At 56.4% G+C, this 16250-nt stretch carries 17 protein-coding genes and 2 pseudogenes; 15 read left to right on the forward strand and 4 right to left on the reverse strand.

Annotation, left to right across the window (positions count from 1 at the left end):
- Both pcoS and F8561_RS16560 read left to right on the forward strand, forming a co-directional pair.
- A partial coding sequence (gene pcoS, locus F8561_RS16555; RefSeq protein WP_151887718.1) for a copper resistance membrane spanning protein PcoS occupies positions 1-1299 on the forward strand: 1299 nt, incomplete at its 5' end.
- A gap of 215 nt (positions 1300-1514) precedes the next feature.
- The gene (locus F8561_RS16560; protein ID WP_004118347.1) at positions 1515-1949 is read left to right on the forward strand and encodes a hypothetical protein; all 435 of its coding nucleotides are present in this window, start codon (positions 1515-1517) and stop codon (positions 1947-1949) included.
- A gap of 75 nt (positions 1950-2024) precedes the next feature.
- Here F8561_RS16560 and F8561_RS24570 read toward each other — a convergent pair whose 3' ends face one another.
- From F8561_RS24570 to F8561_RS16575, 4 genes and pseudogenes are all read right to left on the reverse strand, one after another.
- Positions 2025-2264 (reverse strand): hypothetical protein, encoded by a 240-nt coding sequence (locus F8561_RS24570; protein ID WP_305956163.1) that lies wholly within the window; start codon positions 2262-2264, stop codon positions 2025-2027.
- Complete coding sequence (locus F8561_RS16565; protein ID WP_015065606.1) at positions 2246-3226, reverse strand: IS5-like element ISKpn26 family transposase; 981 nt, start codon at positions 3224-3226, stop codon at positions 2246-2248. The genes F8561_RS24570 and F8561_RS16565 overlap by 19 nt, the downstream gene beginning before the upstream one ends.
- Positions 3227-3478: 252 nt before the next feature.
- Positions 3479-5010 (reverse strand): IS3-like element ISKpn38 family transposase gene (locus tag F8561_RS16570; protein ID WP_151887719.1). Its coding sequence is split into 2 segments (ribosomal slippage): positions 3479-4713 and positions 4713-5010, totalling 1533 coding nucleotides; the frame shifts between segments, so codons are not numbered across the junction.
- Positions 5011-5050: 40 nt separating this feature from the next.
- A pseudogene (locus F8561_RS16575) lies at positions 5051-5854 on the reverse strand (IS5 family transposase); the annotation flags it as partial.
- A gap of 159 nt (positions 5855-6013) precedes the next feature.
- Between F8561_RS16575 and F8561_RS16580 the strand changes: the two are divergent.
- The 13 genes and pseudogenes from F8561_RS16580 to trx-GI all read left to right on the forward strand — a co-directional run bounded on the left by F8561_RS16580 (position 6014) and on the right by trx-GI (position 16248).
- Positions 6014-6277 carry a hypothetical protein gene (locus tag F8561_RS16580; RefSeq protein ID WP_001295708.1) on the forward strand — a complete coding sequence of 88 codons (264 nt, stop codon included), beginning with the start codon at positions 6014-6016 and terminating at the stop codon, positions 6275-6277.
- Positions 6278-6498: 221 nt separating this feature from the next.
- Positions 6499-6780 (forward strand): helix-turn-helix domain-containing protein, encoded by a 282-nt coding sequence (locus F8561_RS16585; RefSeq protein WP_004118205.1) that lies wholly within the window; start codon positions 6499-6501, stop codon positions 6778-6780.
- Positions 6781-6814: 34 nt separating this feature from the next.
- On the forward strand, positions 6815-7384 hold the full coding sequence (gene hsp20 / locus F8561_RS16590) for a small heat shock protein sHSP20 (RefSeq protein ID WP_000350436.1): 570 nt from the start codon (positions 6815-6817) through the stop codon (positions 7382-7384).
- Positions 7385-7489: 105 nt separating this feature from the next.
- Entirely contained in the window at positions 7490-10339 is a 2850-nt protein-coding gene (gene clpK / locus F8561_RS16595; RefSeq protein WP_004118202.1) for a heat shock survival AAA family ATPase ClpK, read from the forward strand.
- Complete coding sequence (locus tag F8561_RS16600; protein ID WP_017146640.1) at positions 10339-10530, forward strand: hypothetical protein; 192 nt, start codon at positions 10339-10341, stop codon at positions 10528-10530. The genes clpK and F8561_RS16600 overlap by 1 nt, the downstream gene beginning before the upstream one ends.
- Before the next feature lie 60 nt (positions 10531-10590).
- A pseudogene (locus tag F8561_RS16605) lies at positions 10591-11228 on the forward strand (ATP-dependent metallopeptidase FtsH/Yme1/Tma family protein); the annotation flags it as partial.
- Complete coding sequence (locus F8561_RS16610; RefSeq protein WP_004118789.1) at positions 11228-11419, forward strand: hypothetical protein; 192 nt, start codon at positions 11228-11230, stop codon at positions 11417-11419. The pseudogene F8561_RS16605 and the gene F8561_RS16610, both read left to right, overlap by 1 nt.
- 87 nt (positions 11420-11506) lie before the next feature.
- Entirely contained in the window at positions 11507-11965 is a 459-nt protein-coding gene (gene hsp20-GI, locus F8561_RS16615; protein ID WP_001275372.1) for a small heat shock protein sHSP20-GI, read from the forward strand.
- A 22-nt stretch (positions 11966-11987) separates the two neighbouring features.
- Positions 11988-12902, forward strand: a complete 915-nt coding sequence (gene yfdX1, locus F8561_RS16620) for a heat resistance protein YfdX1 (protein ID WP_023326112.1) — start codon at positions 11988-11990, stop codon at positions 12900-12902.
- Positions 12903-13004: 102 nt separating this feature from the next.
- Positions 13005-13892 carry a heat resistance protein YfdX2 gene (yfdX2, locus tag F8561_RS16625; protein ID WP_004118195.1) on the forward strand — a complete coding sequence of 296 codons (888 nt, stop codon included), beginning with the start codon at positions 13005-13007 and terminating at the stop codon, positions 13890-13892.
- 89 nt (positions 13893-13981) lie between these two features.
- A complete protein-coding gene (gene hdeD-GI / locus F8561_RS16630; protein WP_001090779.1) occupies positions 13982-14593 on the forward strand; it encodes a heat resistance membrane protein HdeD-GI in 612 nt (203 codons plus the stop codon).
- 79 nt (positions 14594-14672) lie between these two features.
- Positions 14673-15818 carry a hypothetical protein gene (locus F8561_RS16635; RefSeq protein ID WP_023326111.1) on the forward strand — a complete coding sequence of 382 codons (1146 nt, stop codon included), beginning with the start codon at positions 14673-14675 and terminating at the stop codon, positions 15816-15818.
- A complete protein-coding gene (gene trx-GI / locus F8561_RS16640; RefSeq protein ID WP_000786816.1) occupies positions 15808-16248 on the forward strand; it encodes a heat resistance system thioredoxin Trx-GI in 441 nt (146 codons plus the stop codon). The genes F8561_RS16635 and trx-GI overlap by 11 nt, the downstream gene beginning before the upstream one ends.
- Positions 16249-16250 lie beyond the last annotated feature (2 nt).

The following is a 16250-nucleotide window of genomic DNA, read 5'->3' on the forward strand; positions in this document are numbered from 1 at the left end:
AATGGCTATTTCGATAATCAGGACCGCGATTTTCTGACAGGTAAACTTCAGCTCACCGAAGAGTTTCTTAAAACAGAGACGTTCAGGAACAAAACGGATATTAAGTCATTATCAGAAAAAATAAACGATGCGATGGTGGGGCACAATGGCTTATTCATTTCTATAAAAAACATGGAAAATGAAAAAATTGTTGAACTCTATGCCAAAAATTCTGTTGTTCCAGCGGTCCTGCTTAATAAGTCGGGTGATATTCTCGACTATATGATCCAGACGGAAGAAAATAACACCGTGTACCGCAGTATCTCGCGGCGGGTTGCCGTGACGCCGGAACAGGGTAAAAGCAAACATGTCATCATTACGGTTGCCACGGATACTGGGTATCACACCCTGTTTATGGACAAACTCAGTACCTGGCTGTTCTGGTTCAATATCGGTCTGGTCTTTATTTCTGTTTTTCTGGGCTGGCTGACCACACGTATTGGTCTGAAACCGCTACGGGAAATGACCAGTCTGGCTTCCTCCATGACCGTACACAGCCTGGATCAGCGTCTAAATCCCGATCTGGCTCCGCCGGAAATCTCTGAGACCATGCAGGAGTTCAATAATATGTTTGATCGCCTGGAGGGGGCATTCCGGAAACTGTCAGATTTCTCGTCTGACATCGCGCATGAGCTGCGCACACCAGTCAGTAATCTGATGATGCAGACGCAGTTTGCACTGGCTAAGGAAAGGGATGTTTCGCATTACCGCGAAATTTTATTCGCTAACCTGGAAGAACTGAAAAGGTTGTCACGAATGACCAGTGACATGCTTTTTCTGGCACGTTCAGAGCATGGTCTGCTGCGGCTGGATAAACATGATGTGGATCTGGCAGCCGAACTGAATGAATTACGTGAGTTGTTCGAGCCCCTGGCAGACGAAACAGGAAAGACAATCACGGTTGAAGGAGAGGGCGTTGTTGCCGGAGACAGCGATATGCTCCGACGTGCTTTCAGTAACCTGCTTTCCAATGCAATCAAGTATTCTCCCGATAACACCTGTACAGCGATACACCTTGAGCGTGACAGTGACTGTGTGAACGTGATGATTACGAATACGATGTCCGGCCAGGTTCCCGCTAATCTGGAACGTTTGTTTGACCGGTTCTATCGCGCAGACTCATCAAGGTTCTACAACACGGAAGGCGCGGGGCTGGGATTATCAATTACAAGGTCGATCATTCATGCTCACGGCGGCGAGCTGTCAGCAGAACAGCAGGGGCGGGAAATTGTGTTCAGTGTGCGTCTGTTAATGGATTAATACCGTTATTCAGGAGAAACCCGGAAGGTGACAAAAATGTCATCGTTCAGTCACGCGATAAACAGAGGCGGTTTTTTATAATCAGCCATAAATCAGGACAGCGTGATAATTCAATCGCCCGGTTCCTGGCGTGATGATCAACCAGCCCTGAGATCAAATGCTTTCTCTGTTATAAGCATTGATTGTTCGGGTATGAAAACACCGGAGACCCAACCATGAAAAAGATCCTTGTATCCTTTATTGCCATGATGGCTGTCGCTTCATCTGCCTGGGCTGCAGAGACAATGAACATGCATGACCAGGTAAATAATGCCCAGGCGCCTGCCCATCAGATGCAATCATCCGCTGAAAAAAGTGCAGTTCAGGGGGAGAGCATGAAAATGATGGATATGAGCGGTCACGATCAGGCCGCAATGTCCCATGAAATGATGCAAAACGGCAATTCCGCCGCCCATCAGGACATGGCTGAAATGCATAAAAAAATGATGAAAGCCAAACCTGAGAACACCCAAGAAACTGCTAAGCCATTTTCCGAAATGAGCGAGCATGAGAAAGCCGCTGTTGTGCATGAGAAGGCGAATAATGGCCAGTCTTCCGTTATTCATCAGCAACAGGCGGAAAAGCATCGCAGCCAGATCACCCAGAATTAACCCGCATCTCCACTTGTCAGACCCTCATTTGACGCCGAAGTCACTGGCTTACGCTCCCGTCCGGGAGCGTTTTTTTTATAAGCGAAATGAATAATAATGAAAGAGTCCATACACAATGTTTTTTTTGGTCATGTCGACCTCACAATTAAGGAAGGTGCGAATAAGCAGGTCATTTCTTCCCAAGCTGACTCGCTGATTAAAATTTCGCGGATCTGGGCCGATTTTTTTCCCGCAAACACATCGAATCAGCCTATTTAGGCTATTTTTTCCACCATTTCTGGCGTTATTTCCGGTTTTTACTGAGATCTCTCCCACTGACGTATCATTTGGTCCACCCGAAACAGGTTGGCCAGGGTGAATAACATCGCCAGTTGGTTATCGTTTTTCAGCAGCCCCCTGTATCTGGCTTTCACGAAGCCGAACAGCCGCTTGATGATGCGAAACGGGTGCTCCACCTTGGCACGGATGCTGGCTTTCATATATTCGATGTTGATGGCCGTTTTGTTCTTGCGCGGATGCTGCTTCAAGGTTTTTACCTTGCCGGGACGCTCGGCGATCAGCCAGTCCACATCCACCTCGGCCAGCTCCTCGCGCTGTGGCGCTCCTTGGTAGCCGGCATCGGCTGAGACAAATTGCTCCTCTCCATGAAGCAGATTACCCAGCTGATTGAGGTCATGCTCGTTGGCCGCGGTGGTGACTAGGCTGTGGGTCAGGCCACTCTTGGCATCGACACCAATGTGGGCCTTCACGCCAAAGTGCCACTGATTGCCTTTCTTGGTCTGATGCATCTCCGGATCGCGTTGCTGCTCTTTGTTCTTGGTAGAGCTGGGTGCCTCAATGATGGTGGCATCCACCAAAGTGCCTTGGGTCATCATGACGCCTGCTTCGGCCAGCCAGCGATTGATGGTCTTGAACAGTTGACGGGCCAGTTGATGCTGCTCGAGCAGGTGGCGGAAATTCATGATGGTGGTGCGATCCGGCAGGGCGCTATCCAGGGATAATCGGGCAAACAGGCGCATGGAGGCGATTTCGTACAGGGCATCTTCCATGGCACCGTCGCTCAGGTTGTACCAATGCTGCATGCAGTGAATACGCAGCATGGTCTCCAGCGGATAGGGCCGTCGGCCATTGCCCGCCTTGGGATAAAACGGCTCGATGACAGCGGTCATATTCTGCCATGGCAGAATCTGCTCCATGCGGGAGAGGAAAATCTCTTTTCGGGTCTGACGGCGCTTAGTGCTGAATTCACTATCGGCGAAGGTGAGTTGATGGCTCATGATGTCCCTCTGGGATGCGCTCCGGATGAATATGATGATCTCATATCAGGAACTTGTTCGCACCTTCCCTAAAATCTAATTTTACCATTAGGTTATAGGCTGTCTCCACATGAATTTACTTCTGCAATCTACTGAGTATTGGAGGACATTTGAACTTTGCCCTGCTCCGGACATCTGAACTTGGCCTTGACAGGCTTTGTTATAACCATTTAGTAATGTCACTTTTGGGGCTGCGGATGTTTTCCTGGACTGTTATGTTGTGATCCCAAGATGCTGCCGGTACTTCACAGGACTCATTGCACCTAATGATAGCTTGATACGTTTCTCATTATACCAGCGTATGTACCTGTCCAGGAAGCAGATAAATTTTTCCAGCGTGATACCCGCCCAGTCTCTGCCATAGAACATTTCGTTTTTGATACGCCCGAAGAAGCCTTCACACGCAGCATTATCCGACGAGCATCCTTTGCGCGACATGGACCTTATAAGTCCGGAGGTGTTGATACGCTCAAGCCAGCCCGGCCACCGGTAATGGCCACCACGATCGCTGTGTATCACCGGTTTATCATGTTCGCTGAGCGTATCGAGTGCGTCATCGAGCATCGTATTCACCAGCGTCGCGTCCGGGCGTGTTCCTATCGACCAGCTTACAACCTGGCCATCAAAGCAGTCGATAACCGGCGACAGATAGACTTTTCCAGCCGGAAGCTGGAACTCCGTAATATCGGTCAGCCACTTCTCATTTGGCCTGCAGGAACTAAAATCCCGGGCGAGTAAATTTTCCGGTGCCGGACCGATTTCGCCACAGTAAGAGTTATATCGTCGTCGCCTGGTGCGCTTAACAACGAGCTGCTCTTCTGCCATCAGTCTGCGGACAACCTTTTCAGAAATAACTCTGTTGTTACTGCGAAGCATCGCGTGAAGGCGCCGGTAGCCGTAACAGCGGTAATTCTCCTCAAAGATATCGGCCATGATCACGCGTATTTCCGCATACTTATCGTACAGACGTTTGCTGGCTTTGTGGTAAAAATAACAGCTGCGGGCAAGTTGCAGAACGCTTAGCAACTCAGCAACGGGGTACTTTTTCTTAAGGGCATCAACTATCAGGGTTTTCTCCCTGTTTTTCAGTTTCAGAAAGCTGACGCCCAGATCTTTTTTTATCAGTTCATTCGCCTTTGTCAGTATGTCACGTTCGAGCTGCAGCTGATGAACCTGCTTCCTGAGACGCTGGATTTCACCGAGTAAAGTATCCTGATTTTTATCCTGAGGGGCTGCCTTTCGTTTGCGCATGGATTGATAAGCCTCGTCACTGATAAGGTCTTTCTTCCATTTGTACAGGACCGGGACGCTGACGCCTATGCTTTGTGCAACTTTACGCGCGGTTCCACGTAGGTTACAGAGCTCCCGGACGGCCTGAGACCTCTCTTCCGGGCTGAAGCATTTGCTTGTGCCTGAGCGAATGACCAGGGGACGCGCATTTGGGTAAACTCTTCAATCCAGCGCTTTAGAATTTCGTTACTGGGGTAGCCGATGGCTCGGCGAGTGTACGACAGGCAACCACCGTGAGTAAGATAATGCTCAACAGCAGCAATTTTCTGTGTACGTGAATAGCGTTCTCTTGGTTTTAATTCCCTGGGTAAATCGCCCTTCTCTTCATAAATCCGAACCCAACGGCCCAGCTGTTTTGTGGAAGGATATCCCAGCTCCATGACGACAACGGAGGCTTTCTTTCCGTACCGGTAATAGAGTTCGACGGCCCGAATCCGGTCCTCGTATGAATGCATAAATTAACTCCTGAAGGTCCAGGAATTTGTCCGCACTTCCGTTATAATCTGTTGTCCATTTCCACCGCGCATTACTCCCGGTCAGCCGCTGATTCGCAACAGCACGGTTACGGTCTGCATATTCACCGGGCCAGTAACCCGCGCCTTTTCGGGGCGGGATAAGCGCGCTGATTTTCTTACGCCGCAGTTCATCGTGACAGAGCCGGGTGTCGTAAGCGCCGTGTGCCGATGCTGCCCTGATTTTTCTGTGAGTCTGCCGGATAAGACCCGGGAAGGCTTCTGAGTCCGTCACATTGTTCAGCGACAGGTCTGCACAGATGATTTCATGTGTGTTGCTGTCAACTGCCAGATGCAACTTTCGCCATATACGACGGCGTTCTTTGCCGTGTTTTTTGACTTTCCATTCGCCTTCACCAAAGACCTTCAGCCCAGTGGAATCAATCACCAGATGCGCGATTTCACCTCGGGTGAACGTTTTGAAACTGACATTAACCGACTTTGCGCGCTTGCTGACACTGGTGTAATCCGGGCAGCGCAACGGAACATTCATCAGTGTAAAAATGGAATCAATAAAACCCTGTGCAGCCCGCAGGGTCAACCTGAACACGCGTTTAATGACCAGAACGGTGGTGATGGCGAGATCATAATAGCGCTGAGGTCTTCCCCGTGATGAAGGCGTTGCCGACTCATACCAGGCCTGAATAGGTTCATCATCCAGCCAGAAAGTTATGGAGCCACGGTTGATGAGGGCTTTATTGTAGGTGGGCCAGTTGGTGATTTTGAACTTTTGCTTTGCCACGGAACGGTCTGCGTTGTCGGGAAGATGCGTGATCTGATCCTTCAACTCAGCAAAAGTTCGATTTATTCAACAAAGCCGCATTGAGGCTGTAGCCCAAGGCGATGTTTGCGATGGAGGCACCGGGTTCAGAACACTCCTGAATGACCTGAGCCTTGAAAGATTTGCTGTAGGTACGGCGCTGAGGGCGCATGGAAAATCCGCTTGATGGGCCATGGCCTTCGGCGGCGGTGTCGGGAAGGTGTGTTGGCCGGACGGATACTGTTGAACTACGTTGTCTGGGGCAACGGAAGTGTTTCGGCCCGACTCTGGAACGCGATCCGCAGCGACGACTGGGCAATTCCGCACGTTGGCCTGAGCAGCCTCGGGGAAATCGTCGTCTGGGCGCGCCCAGACGAGTTTCCGCCAAGGAACATGCAGACGAGCAAGGGGCTGCGGGCACTCGGCTACAACGTGAGGATCGGTGTTTGATCGAGGCGCCTGTGGTACACGCAGGCTGACGAGCCAGGCGCTGTCCATTGCCTGATCAGACCGCCCCGCTGCGCCTTGCCTGAGCAGTTGACCTGCATCAATGGGGCGGGAGAACGCTGCACATTGATTCTTGAAGTTATTCATAGTAGGTCTAATATTACAAAGTATTGCAAGGATTTCCTTGGCCGGAACCGCAAAGCGACGCGATTGGAGAGGGTGAGATGAAAGCGCACCTACAGGTGATTTTCACGCTCGATGAATTGGCTGCGTACTTGAAAGTCGGCAAGCGGACGATTTATCGGCTCGCCGCACACGGGGAAATTCCGGCTTTCAAGGTGGGCGGGACGTGGCGGCTTCGTCAAAGTGAAATCGATCAGTGCATCAATGATCAGACCCGAGCCGGAGCAAAGAAGGAGGTGATGCGCAAGCGTGAACAGCAGAAGTCATCCGAGCAGCCCGTGTCGCCTGGGCGCACTGCCCGTCGCAGCAGGCAAAGGGCTTGAGTAACTCGTTTTCCAATTTTTCTGGAGGTATGACATGGACATCGATTTCAAGAAGTTGGCTCCCTGGAACTGGTTCAAGAACGAGCAGCAAGAGCAGCAGACCGCCTCTTCCCTGCCGGTGCAGCGCAATGACCTGCCAGCGGCGAGCGGGCCAGTCAGCCCGATCCTGCAACTGCATCGGGAAATCGACCGGCTGTTCGATGACGCATTCCGGGGCTTCGGTTTTCCGGCGTTGAACATGCCGCAGTGGCCATCCGATTGGTCGGGCATGCTGAAGCCGGCCCTGGACATCCAGGAAACCGACAAGCAGTACAAGATTACCCTGGAAGTGCCCGGTGTCGAGGAGAAGGACATCCAGATAACTCTCGACAACGACGTGCTGATGGTGCGTGGCGAGAAGCGCCAGGAACAGGAGAAGAAGGAAGGTGGCTTCCACCGTGTGGAGCGCTCCTACGGCAGCTTTCAGCGTGCCTTGAACCTGCCTGACGACGCCAACCAGGATTCGATCAAGGCATCGTTCAAGAACGGGGTGCTCACGGTCACGATCGACAAGCGCGAGGTCAGCGCGCCGAAGCAGGGACGCTCGATCCCGATCAACGGCTGACGTCGCCGGCTCGTTCGTCACAAGAAAAACCCGGCACGAGACGAGGAGTCGCGGCTCGCGATGCCTCGTCGCCTCAACCTTTTCAACCTTCTCAGGAGCATCAGCATGGCCAGAAAACAATGCCAGGTCTGCGGCCAACCCGCCACCGTGCGGGTGGAAGCCAATCTCAACGGTCGTAACAGCACCATGCTGTTGTGCGACGACCATTACCGGCAATTAGTGCGCCAGCAAAAGCGCACCGTTTCGCCGCTGGAAGCCTTGTTCGGCTCGCGCAGCGGCCTGTTCGAGGACTTCCTCGGCAGTGACTTCTTCCGCATCGGCGAAGACGCGACGCCAGTTGCCGCCGATACCGATGACGTGGTCGATGCCTCGTTTGGCGAGCCCGCCACCGCAGGTTCGGGTGCGCCGCGCCGTCGCGGCAGTGGGTTGGCCAGCCGCATCAGCGAACAGTCGGAAGCCTTGCTGCAGGAGGCCGCCAAACACGCTGCCGAATTTGGCCGCTCCGAGGTGGATACCGAACATCTGCTGCTGGCGCTGGCCGACAGCGACGTGGTCAAGACCATCCTGGGTCAGTTCAAGATCAAGGTCGATGACCTCAAGCGGCAGATCGAGTCTGAGGCCAAGCGCGGGGACAAGCCCTTCGAGGGCGAGATCGGCGTGTCGCCGCGCGTGAAGGATGCGCTCAGCCGCGCCTTCGTGGCCTCCAATGAACTCGGCCATTCTTATGTCGGTCCAGAGCATTTCCTGATCGGTCTGGCCGAGGAAGGCGAAGGGCTGGCCGCCAACCTGCTGCGCCGCTACGGCCTGACGCCGCAGGCGCTGCGCCAACAGGTCAGCAAGGTGGTCGGCAAGGGCGCCGAGGATGGCCGCGCTGAGACGCCGACCAACACGCCAGAACTCGACAAGTACTCGCGCGACCTGACCAAGATGGCGCGCGACGGCAAGCTCGACCCGGTGATCGGCCGCGCGCAGGAGATCGAAACCACCATCGAGGTGCTGGCCCGGCGCAAGAAGAACAACCCGGTGCTGATCGGCGAGCCGGGTGTGGGCAAGACCGCCATCGTCGAAGGGCTGGCGCAGCGCATGGTGGCGGGTGAAGTGCCCGAGACCTTGCGCGACAAGCGCCTGGTGGAACTCAACATCAACGCCATGGTGGCCGGCGCCAAATATCGCGGCGAGTTCGAGGAGCGCGTGCAGAAGGTGCTGAAGGAGGTGACCGAGCACCAGGGCGAGCTGATTTTGTTCATCGACGAGGTGCACACCATCGTCGGTGCCGGCCAGGGCGGTGGCGAAGGCGGGCTGGACGTGGCCAACGTGTTCAAACCGATGATGGCGCGCGGTGAACTCAACCTGATCGGCGCCACGACGCTGAACGAGTACCAGAAATACATCGAGAAGGATGCCGCACTGGAGCGGCGCTTCCAGCCGGTGACGGTGCCCGAGCCGACGGTGGCCCAGACCATCATGATTCTGCGCGGCCTGCGCGACACCTTCGAGGCGCACCACAAGGTCAGCATCTCCGAGGACGCGATCATCGCGGCGGCCGAGTTGTCCGACCGCTACATCACGGCGCGCTTCCTGCCGGACAAGGCGATCGACCTGCTCGACCAGGCGGCCGCGCGCGTGAAGCTGTCGGCCACGGCCCGGCCGGTGGCCGTGCAGGAGCTGGAGTCCGAACTGCACCAGCTACGGCGTGAACAGGATTACGTGGCCGCGCGCAAGCAGTACGACCAGGCCGCCGAGCTCGGCAAGCGCATCGAAGCCAAGGAGGCCGAGCTCAAGAAGCTCGTCGAGGACTGGGAGCGGGAGCGGGCCTCCGGCAGTGCCGAGGTCAAGGCGGAACACGTGGCGCAGGTTGTCTCGCGCCTGACCGGCATCCCGGTCAACGAGTTGACGGTGGAAGAGCGCGAAAAGCTGCTGCACTTGGAACAACGGCTGCACGAGCGCCTGGTGGGACAAGACGAGGCGGTCCGTGCCGTGGCCGATGCCGTGCGGCTATCCCGCGCCGGCCTGCGCGAAGGCAGTAAACCGGTGGCTACCTTCCTGTTTCTGGGCCCGACCGGGGTGGGCAAGACCGAGCTCGCCAAGGCATTGGCCGAATCGATCTACGGCGATGAGCACGCCCTGTTGCGCATCGACATGTCGGAATATGGCGAACGCCATACCGTGGCGCGGCTGGTGGGCGCGCCTCCGGGCTATGTCGGTTACGACGAAGGCGGTCAGCTCACCGAGAAGGTGCGGCGCAAGCCCTACAGCGTGCTGCTGCTCGACGAGATCGAGAAGGCACACCCTGACGTCTACAACATCCTGCTGCAAGTGTTCGACGACGGTCGCCTCACCGACGGCAAGGGCCGGGTGGTGGATTTCACCAACACCATCATCATCGCCACGTCCAACCTGGGTTCGGACATCATCCAGCGACGGCTGAAGGCGCGTGAGGCGGCTGGCGAGGAGTACGAAAAGACCAAGGCCGAGGTCATGGACGTGCTGCGCGGCCACTTCCGGCCCGAGTTCCTCAACCGCATCGACGAGATCATCGTCTTCCATGCGCTGGGCAAGGAGGAGATCCGCCACATCGTCGGCCTGCAGCTCGATCGCGTGGCGCGCAGCGCCGCCAGCCAGGGCGTGACGCTCACTTTCGATCAGACGCTGATCGACCATTTCGCGGAAGAAGGCTACAAGCCCGAGTTCGGTGCGCGTGAACTCAAGCGCCTGATCCGCAGCGAGCTGGAAACTGCGCTGGCGCGCGAGATGCTCGGTGGCGGCATCGGCAAGGGCGATCACGCCAGCGCACGCTGGGACGACAAGGCCGAACGCGTGGTGTTCGAACGCAAAGAGCCACCGCAGACCCCGGCCGAGCCGGAGCAGCCGGATGTCGCGAAGGCGACCGAGACGCCGCACGGCGACGCTGGCAAAGACTCGAGCAAGAAGAAGTCGGCGAGCGACGCATCTTGATGGCGGGCGAGGCTGCCGTGTCCGACTCCATCAGCCTGGCATGGGCAGCCTCCCTGGCATCGATCGCGGTGGCGGTCGTGGCCGCGGGTCACGCGGTCGTCTACAAGCGTGATCCGCGGTCGGCCACGCCGTGGGGGCTGCTCATCAGCGGCGGCACTGCCCTCCCGCTCGCTGGCCATCCGTTTGCGTGACGGTGCGGCCCGTCTGTTCACCTGATCCTCTGGCAACTCGACTTTTGAGGAACACGGTCCATGGAAAAAAAGAATCAATGGAATACCGGCTACTGGATCGTTGCCCTCCTGCTGTTGCTGAGTTTGCAGAGCTACTGGCAGACGGCGAAAACCGTCGAGCCGGTGCCCTACAGCGAGTTCGAGAAGGCGCTGGACGAGGGGCGCGTGGCCGAAGTGCTGGTGTCGGATCGTACGGTGACCGGGCGCCTGAAGTCGCCGGACAGCCGGGGCAAGACGACGATCGTGGCAACGAGGGTCGAACCCGATCTTGCCGATCGCCTGTCGAAGTACGACGTACCCTATGCCCGCGTGTTGGAGAGCACCTGGCTGAGCGATGTGCTGTCGTGGATCCTGCCAGCGGTATCCTTCTTTGGCGTCTGGTTCTTCCTGTTCCGCCGCTTCGCCGAGAAGCAGGGCATGGGCGGGTTTCTCAACATCGGTAAGAGCCGCGCCAAGGTGTTCGTGGAAAAGAACACCGGTGTGACGTTCGCCGATGTGGCGGGGGGGGGGATGAGGCCAAGGCGGAGCTGGTCGCGATCGTCGATTTCCTGAAGAATCCGCAGGACTATGGCCGTCTCGGGGCGCGCATTCCCAAGGGCGTGTTGCTGGTCGGCCCACCGGGCACCGGCAAGACATTGCTGGCCAAGGCTGTTGCCGGGTGGCCGAATCGACCCAGGCGCGCATCGATCAGGCTATCCGCGACATCGTGATGGGCGTGTTCGAGCGCGCCTACCGGATTCTCGACATCAACCGCGCGGTGCTGGAGCGCTGTGCGCGCGAGCTGCTGGCGCGGGAAACGCTCGACGAAAGCGATATCCGTCAATTGACTCAAGGACTTGTTCGGAACTGAAAACAGTAGTAGGTGCCATTCAGAGTAAACCGACGGCTCTGTTCAGTGCGTCATCCAATTCGTCGGCATTGTTCAAGGAGAACCGATATGTCTGCATTGACTCCGTGGGACCCCTTCCGGGAACTGGATGAATTGCAAAACCGCCTGGCGACGATGTTCGGACGAATACCCCAGCGACAGGGCGCCCGTACCGGCAACGAAGCCATGACCACGGCGGACTGGGCTCCAATGGCGGACATCAGCGAGGATGAGAACGCATTCCTCCTCAAGCTGGATCTGCCGGAGGTCCCCAAGGATGCCGTGCGCGTCAGCGCGGAAAACGGTGTGCTCACCATCAGCGGCGAGCGCAAACTGGAAAAAGAGGAGCAGGGCAAGAAGTTCCACCGCATCGAACGTGCGTATGGCCGCTTTGTGCGCAGCTTTGTCTTGCCTGACAACGTTGATCCGACCAAGGTGACGGCTTCCATGAAAGACGGCGTGCTGGAAGTGCGGCTTGTCAAGGCCGAGCAAGCCAAACCGAAACAGATTGAAATCTCAGTCAACTAACTTCAATCAGGAGCCCAAGATCATGAATATCAAACAGCCACAATACACCTTCTCCGCACTTGCCCTGGCGGTCGTCGTCGGACTGAGCGGACCGGCTCTGGCCCAATCGGCGGCAGGTTCTAGCCCAGGTGCTGCAGCACCCTCTGCCGTATCCAAGGCGGCACAGCCACAGGTAGATGACAAGGCCGCCCAGGAAGCCGATAAAAAGCGTGCCGAGCTCACTCAAGACGCCATCACGGCGCTCACCAAGACCCAGGAGGCTTTGACCCTCCTTGATGCAAACAAGACCAAGGAGGCGCTTGCTGCGCTGGAACTGGCCAGCGGAAAGCTGGAACTGGTATTGGCACGCGACGCCAAACTTGCTTTGGCGCCGGTCGATGTACGCGTCATCACCCACGATATCCACGCCAACGTGGAATCGGTAAAGAAAGCGGTCAAGTTGTCTCGGGAGTTGTTGGGTGATGGCGAGGTGCAAAAGGCCCGGCCCATCGTTGCCAATCTGGCCAGCGAAATCGTAATCCAAACCGACAACCTTCCGATGGCAACGTACCCGGCAGCGATCAAGTCGGCCGCACGGCTCATCGACAGCGGCAAGATCGACAACGCCAAAGCGGAACTCGCCCGAGCACTGAACACGCTGGTGGTGACCTCGGTCGCCTTTCCTCTGCCCGTGCTACGGGCCGAAGCCGCGATGGCAAAAGCTGAAAAGCTGGCCGAGACCGACAGGCGCGATGCCAAGCAGAACGAGGAGCTCAGCACCTTGCTGTCGTCCGTGCGCACGGAGATCGAGATGGCGCAGATCCTGGGTTATGGCAAGAAGGCGGACTTCAAACCCATCTTCGATCAGGTGAAGTCCATTGAGCAAAAGTCGGCTGGTGGCAAAAGCGGCAAGGGATGGTTCGACGAGTTGAAGACGCGCATCCAAAAGCTGTTTTGAGGTGATGAAGGGGCTGACTGCTCTGTCGGTCAGTCTCGCGATGTTCGCATTCAGCCCCAATAGATTCGCCTATTTTCACTATCTCATACGAGGCATATCACCATGAATGAGCAAACACCGAATCCCAATGCGACGAACGAAGGAAAAAACGAACAGGCCGCGGTAAGCAGCCTTCCTGTCAGTCCAGAGTCCAAGCCTGAAGTCGTCACGGAGGTACAGCCTGAGGTTCAGAAAGAAACGGACTCGCAGGCGGCAGACAAACGTAAACAAGTCCTCGATGAGGCAGTCTCGGCCTTGTCGCTGACCAAATCAGCGCTGGCCGCACTTGACGGCAAGGACACTGCACGCGCATTGGCAACGCTGGCCGAAGTGACGGGAAAGCTGGAGCTGATCGTCGCGCGCGAACCCACGCTAGCCCTGGCCGGCGTTGATGTGCGCACCATCGTGCACGACTTGTTCGCCAACACGGAAACCATTGAGGCGATGACCGACGAGGCGCTGGATGCCCTCAAACATGGCGAGGTGCAACAGGCTCGCCACGTGCTGGCTTTGCTGGCCAGTGAAATCGTGATCACGGTCACCAACATCCCTTTGGCGTCCTATCCCGCAGCCGTGAAGGCAGTCGTGCCGCTGATCGATCAGGGCAAGATCGAAGAAGCCAAAGCCGCGCTGCAGTCAGCGCTCAGCACGCTGGTCGAGGAGCGCAGCGTGCTTCCGCTGCCCGTCCTGCGTGCGAAGCTGCTCCTGAAGCGCGCCGAGCCCCTGGTAGAAGATGGTCAGCGCAGCGAAGCATCCAATGAGCGCCTGGAGACATTGTTGAACGAAGCCCGGCAGCAGTTGGAAATGGCAGAACTGCTGGGCTATGGAAAAAGGAAGGACTTTGAGCCCCTGTACGCTGAACTCAAGAAAATCAAGGAAAAGACGGGAGGGGGAGGCTGCGGAAAAGGCTGGCTCGATGAAGTCAAGGCAAAACTGTCCAGGTTGTTCTGAAACCGCTGGAGAGGGGGCGCATAGCGCCCCCTCTCTTGTCCCATGAGTGTTTGATTTTTTATTTTGTATAGATCTTTAGGAGATATTGCATGAACACAGACACCATCGCCAATTCCAATGCGGATGACCCCACCAAAGCACTGTGTTCGCTGAGCCAAAATTGGTGGCTTTTTGTGCTGCGCGGTGTCTTGGCATTGATTTTTGCAGCCCTCGCGTTCTGGATGCCACAATCGGCTCTGTTGGCCATGACCATCATGTTCGGCGCATTTTCCTTGGTCAATGGCGCGTTCAACTTGTTTGCAGCGGTGCGCCATATCCAGAAAAAAGAGCGCTGGGGCTGGCTGCTGTTCAGCGGCATTGTCGGCATACTTACGGGCGTCGTCGTCCTGGTTGCTCCTTGGGTCGCCACGATAGTCTTGGCTTCTTTTTTATGGGCTAGCGTGGGCTTCTGGGCGATTTTCACCGGTGTGCTGGAGATATCCGCCGCCGTTCGGCTGCGTCGGGAAATCAAGGGTGAAATCTGGCTTGCCCTCAGTGGACTGCTCTCGATTATCCTTGGTGCTATCGTCTTGTGGATATTTTTTACCCGTCCGGTCGAGTCATTCGTGGCCGCAGGCTGGCTGTTGGGTTTCCATGCGGCAGTCTATGGCGTCACGCTTTTGTTCTTGAGTTGGAGTCTTCGCAAAACGCGCCTGGGGTAAGAGCGTGCCAAACCAAAATCTATGGATATGAGCATCCTCGATTCATGCCTCCATAGAAATGACATCGAAGGAGTCATACATGCAGATACAATATAGCTATCGAGCTATCGACAAAGAGTTTCATGAACCTTGGCAGAGAGCTTTGGGAAATGTGATCGAGCACGCCCTCAAGCCATTGCTCGACAAACACACTAAAGATTCAGCGCGACTTCAAATCGTCCTTGATCGCGACAAGATCAAGCGGCAATTTCTGGCCAGTGGCTATATGCACCTGCCCGGCAAAAAGATTGTCAGCGTTACTGCATCACATGACGAGCTGACGCCCCTCGCGCAGATGCTCGCACAGTCGTTGTTCCGTCAGGCCAAGAAGCATTTTGACCGACTGCATGCTCAGGATCAAATCAAGCGCAAAGCACGACGCGAGCGCTTGCGCGAGCTCAAGGTGCGGATTGCCGCAAAACCCGCATCAGCCGCCCATGAGGCCGAGGTGACCCGAATGCCTCTACTGTCGAAACTTGAGGCTGTCGCAAGGCGTGAGCTGGCTTATCTGCGGGCCGTCGGCGATTTACCGCGCGATTATCCGACGCTGCGCGACGTGGTGGATGAAGCGATTGTCCGAGCTAAGGTGGAATGGCAATCCGTGCCGGGGGAAAAAGAGGCTTACACCGGTCTTTTGAAGCATCTGTTCGCCGTCCTGGATAACGAAGTGGCAAGCAGCCGGCAATTTGGCGAATTCGTTTCTCTGGACGCGCCGGTCGAACCGGATGCCCAAGACGTGGCCGAGGCCATGGTGGAAGAGGAAATCTTCGAATTTTATCAGCACGATGACACACTCAAGCTGGCCGATATTTTCGCTGGCAGTCAGCATCCCGATGTCGCAACGATCGCGGAACAGGAGGAGCTGATTGATCGGTCGAGCGAGTTCGCTTTTGCATTTGACCTGCTGAAGGACATGCCGCGTTTGTGGCGGCGCATTTTTCTGCTTATCCGTGTGGACGGGCTGAATGCCAGCAGCGTCTCTGAAATCCTGCTGATTCCTAGTAAGGAAGATGCTGTCCGAAGGTGGCTCATGCAGGCCGAAGCATTCATCGCTGCTCATCTGGAAGAGGCCGGAGTAAGCAAAAACGGGAACGATTGGCTCCAAGGCGTTGATTGGTCGGCATTGTCTGTGACCCGAAACGAGGCAGCCTCACTGTGGTCCAAGGAGGCGAACCATGAAGAATGATCTTCACCTTGTCTGCCCGCATTGCCAGTCCATCAACCGCGTACCGACTGCGAAGCTATCGGAACATCCCAACTGTGGCCGCTGCCAGCAGCCCTTGTTCACGGGCGAGCCCATCGAGTTGACCACGGCGACGTTCTCGCGCCACGTGGAGCGCAGCGATCTGCCGCTGCTGGTCGATTTCTGGGCGCCATGGTGCGGGCCGTGCAAGATGATGGCGCCACAGTTCCAGCAAGCGGCGCACCAGCTCGAACCGAGGATCCGGCTGGCGAAGGTGAATACCGAGGCTGAGCCCCACCTGGCCACGCAGTTCGGTATCCGCAGCATCCCGACGCTTGCCCTGTTCCAGGGTGGGCGGGAAATCGCCCGTCAGGCCGGCGTGATGGGCGCGCAGGACATCGTGCGCTGGACGTCGACGCAAGTGGGACGCTGACC

Source organism: Enterobacter sp. 198, assembly GCF_009025585.1.
GTDB lineage: Bacteria > Pseudomonadota > Gammaproteobacteria > Enterobacterales > Enterobacteriaceae > Enterobacter > Enterobacter ludwigii.

Bases quoted from the DNA above. Each gene is read 5' to 3' on its own strand.
- F8561_RS16600 (WP_017146640.1), top strand. From the start codon at position 10,339: ATGGCGGGCGAGGCTGCCGTGTCCGACTCCATCAGCCTGGCATGGGCA.
- yfdX1 (WP_023326112.1), top strand. From the start codon at position 11,988: ATGAATATCAAACAGCCACAATACACCTTCTCCGCACTTGCCCTGGCG.
- F8561_RS16585 (WP_004118205.1), top strand. From the start codon at position 6,499: ATGAAAGCGCACCTACAGGTGATTTTCACGCTCGATGAATTGGCTGCG.
- yfdX2 (WP_004118195.1), top strand. From the start codon at position 13,005: ATGAATGAGCAAACACCGAATCCCAATGCGACGAACGAAGGAAAAAAC.
- F8561_RS16635 (WP_023326111.1), top strand. From the start codon at position 14,673: ATGCAGATACAATATAGCTATCGAGCTATCGACAAAGAGTTTCATGAA.
- F8561_RS16565 (WP_015065606.1), bottom strand. From the start codon at position 3,226: ATGAGCCATCAACTCACCTTCGCCGATAGTGAATTCAGCACTAAGCGC.
- trx-GI (WP_000786816.1), top strand. From the start codon at position 15,808: ATGAAGAATGATCTTCACCTTGTCTGCCCGCATTGCCAGTCCATCAAC.
- F8561_RS16580 (WP_001295708.1), top strand. From the start codon at position 6,014: ATGGGCCATGGCCTTCGGCGGCGGTGTCGGGAAGGTGTGTTGGCCGGA.
- hsp20 (WP_000350436.1), top strand. From the start codon at position 6,815: ATGGACATCGATTTCAAGAAGTTGGCTCCCTGGAACTGGTTCAAGAAC.
- clpK (WP_004118202.1), top strand. From the start codon at position 7,490: ATGGCCAGAAAACAATGCCAGGTCTGCGGCCAACCCGCCACCGTGCGG.
- hdeD-GI (WP_001090779.1), top strand. From the start codon at position 13,982: ATGAACACAGACACCATCGCCAATTCCAATGCGGATGACCCCACCAAA.
- hsp20-GI (WP_001275372.1), top strand. From the start codon at position 11,507: ATGTCTGCATTGACTCCGTGGGACCCCTTCCGGGAACTGGATGAATTG.
- F8561_RS16560 (WP_004118347.1), top strand. From the start codon at position 1,515: ATGAAAAAGATCCTTGTATCCTTTATTGCCATGATGGCTGTCGCTTCA.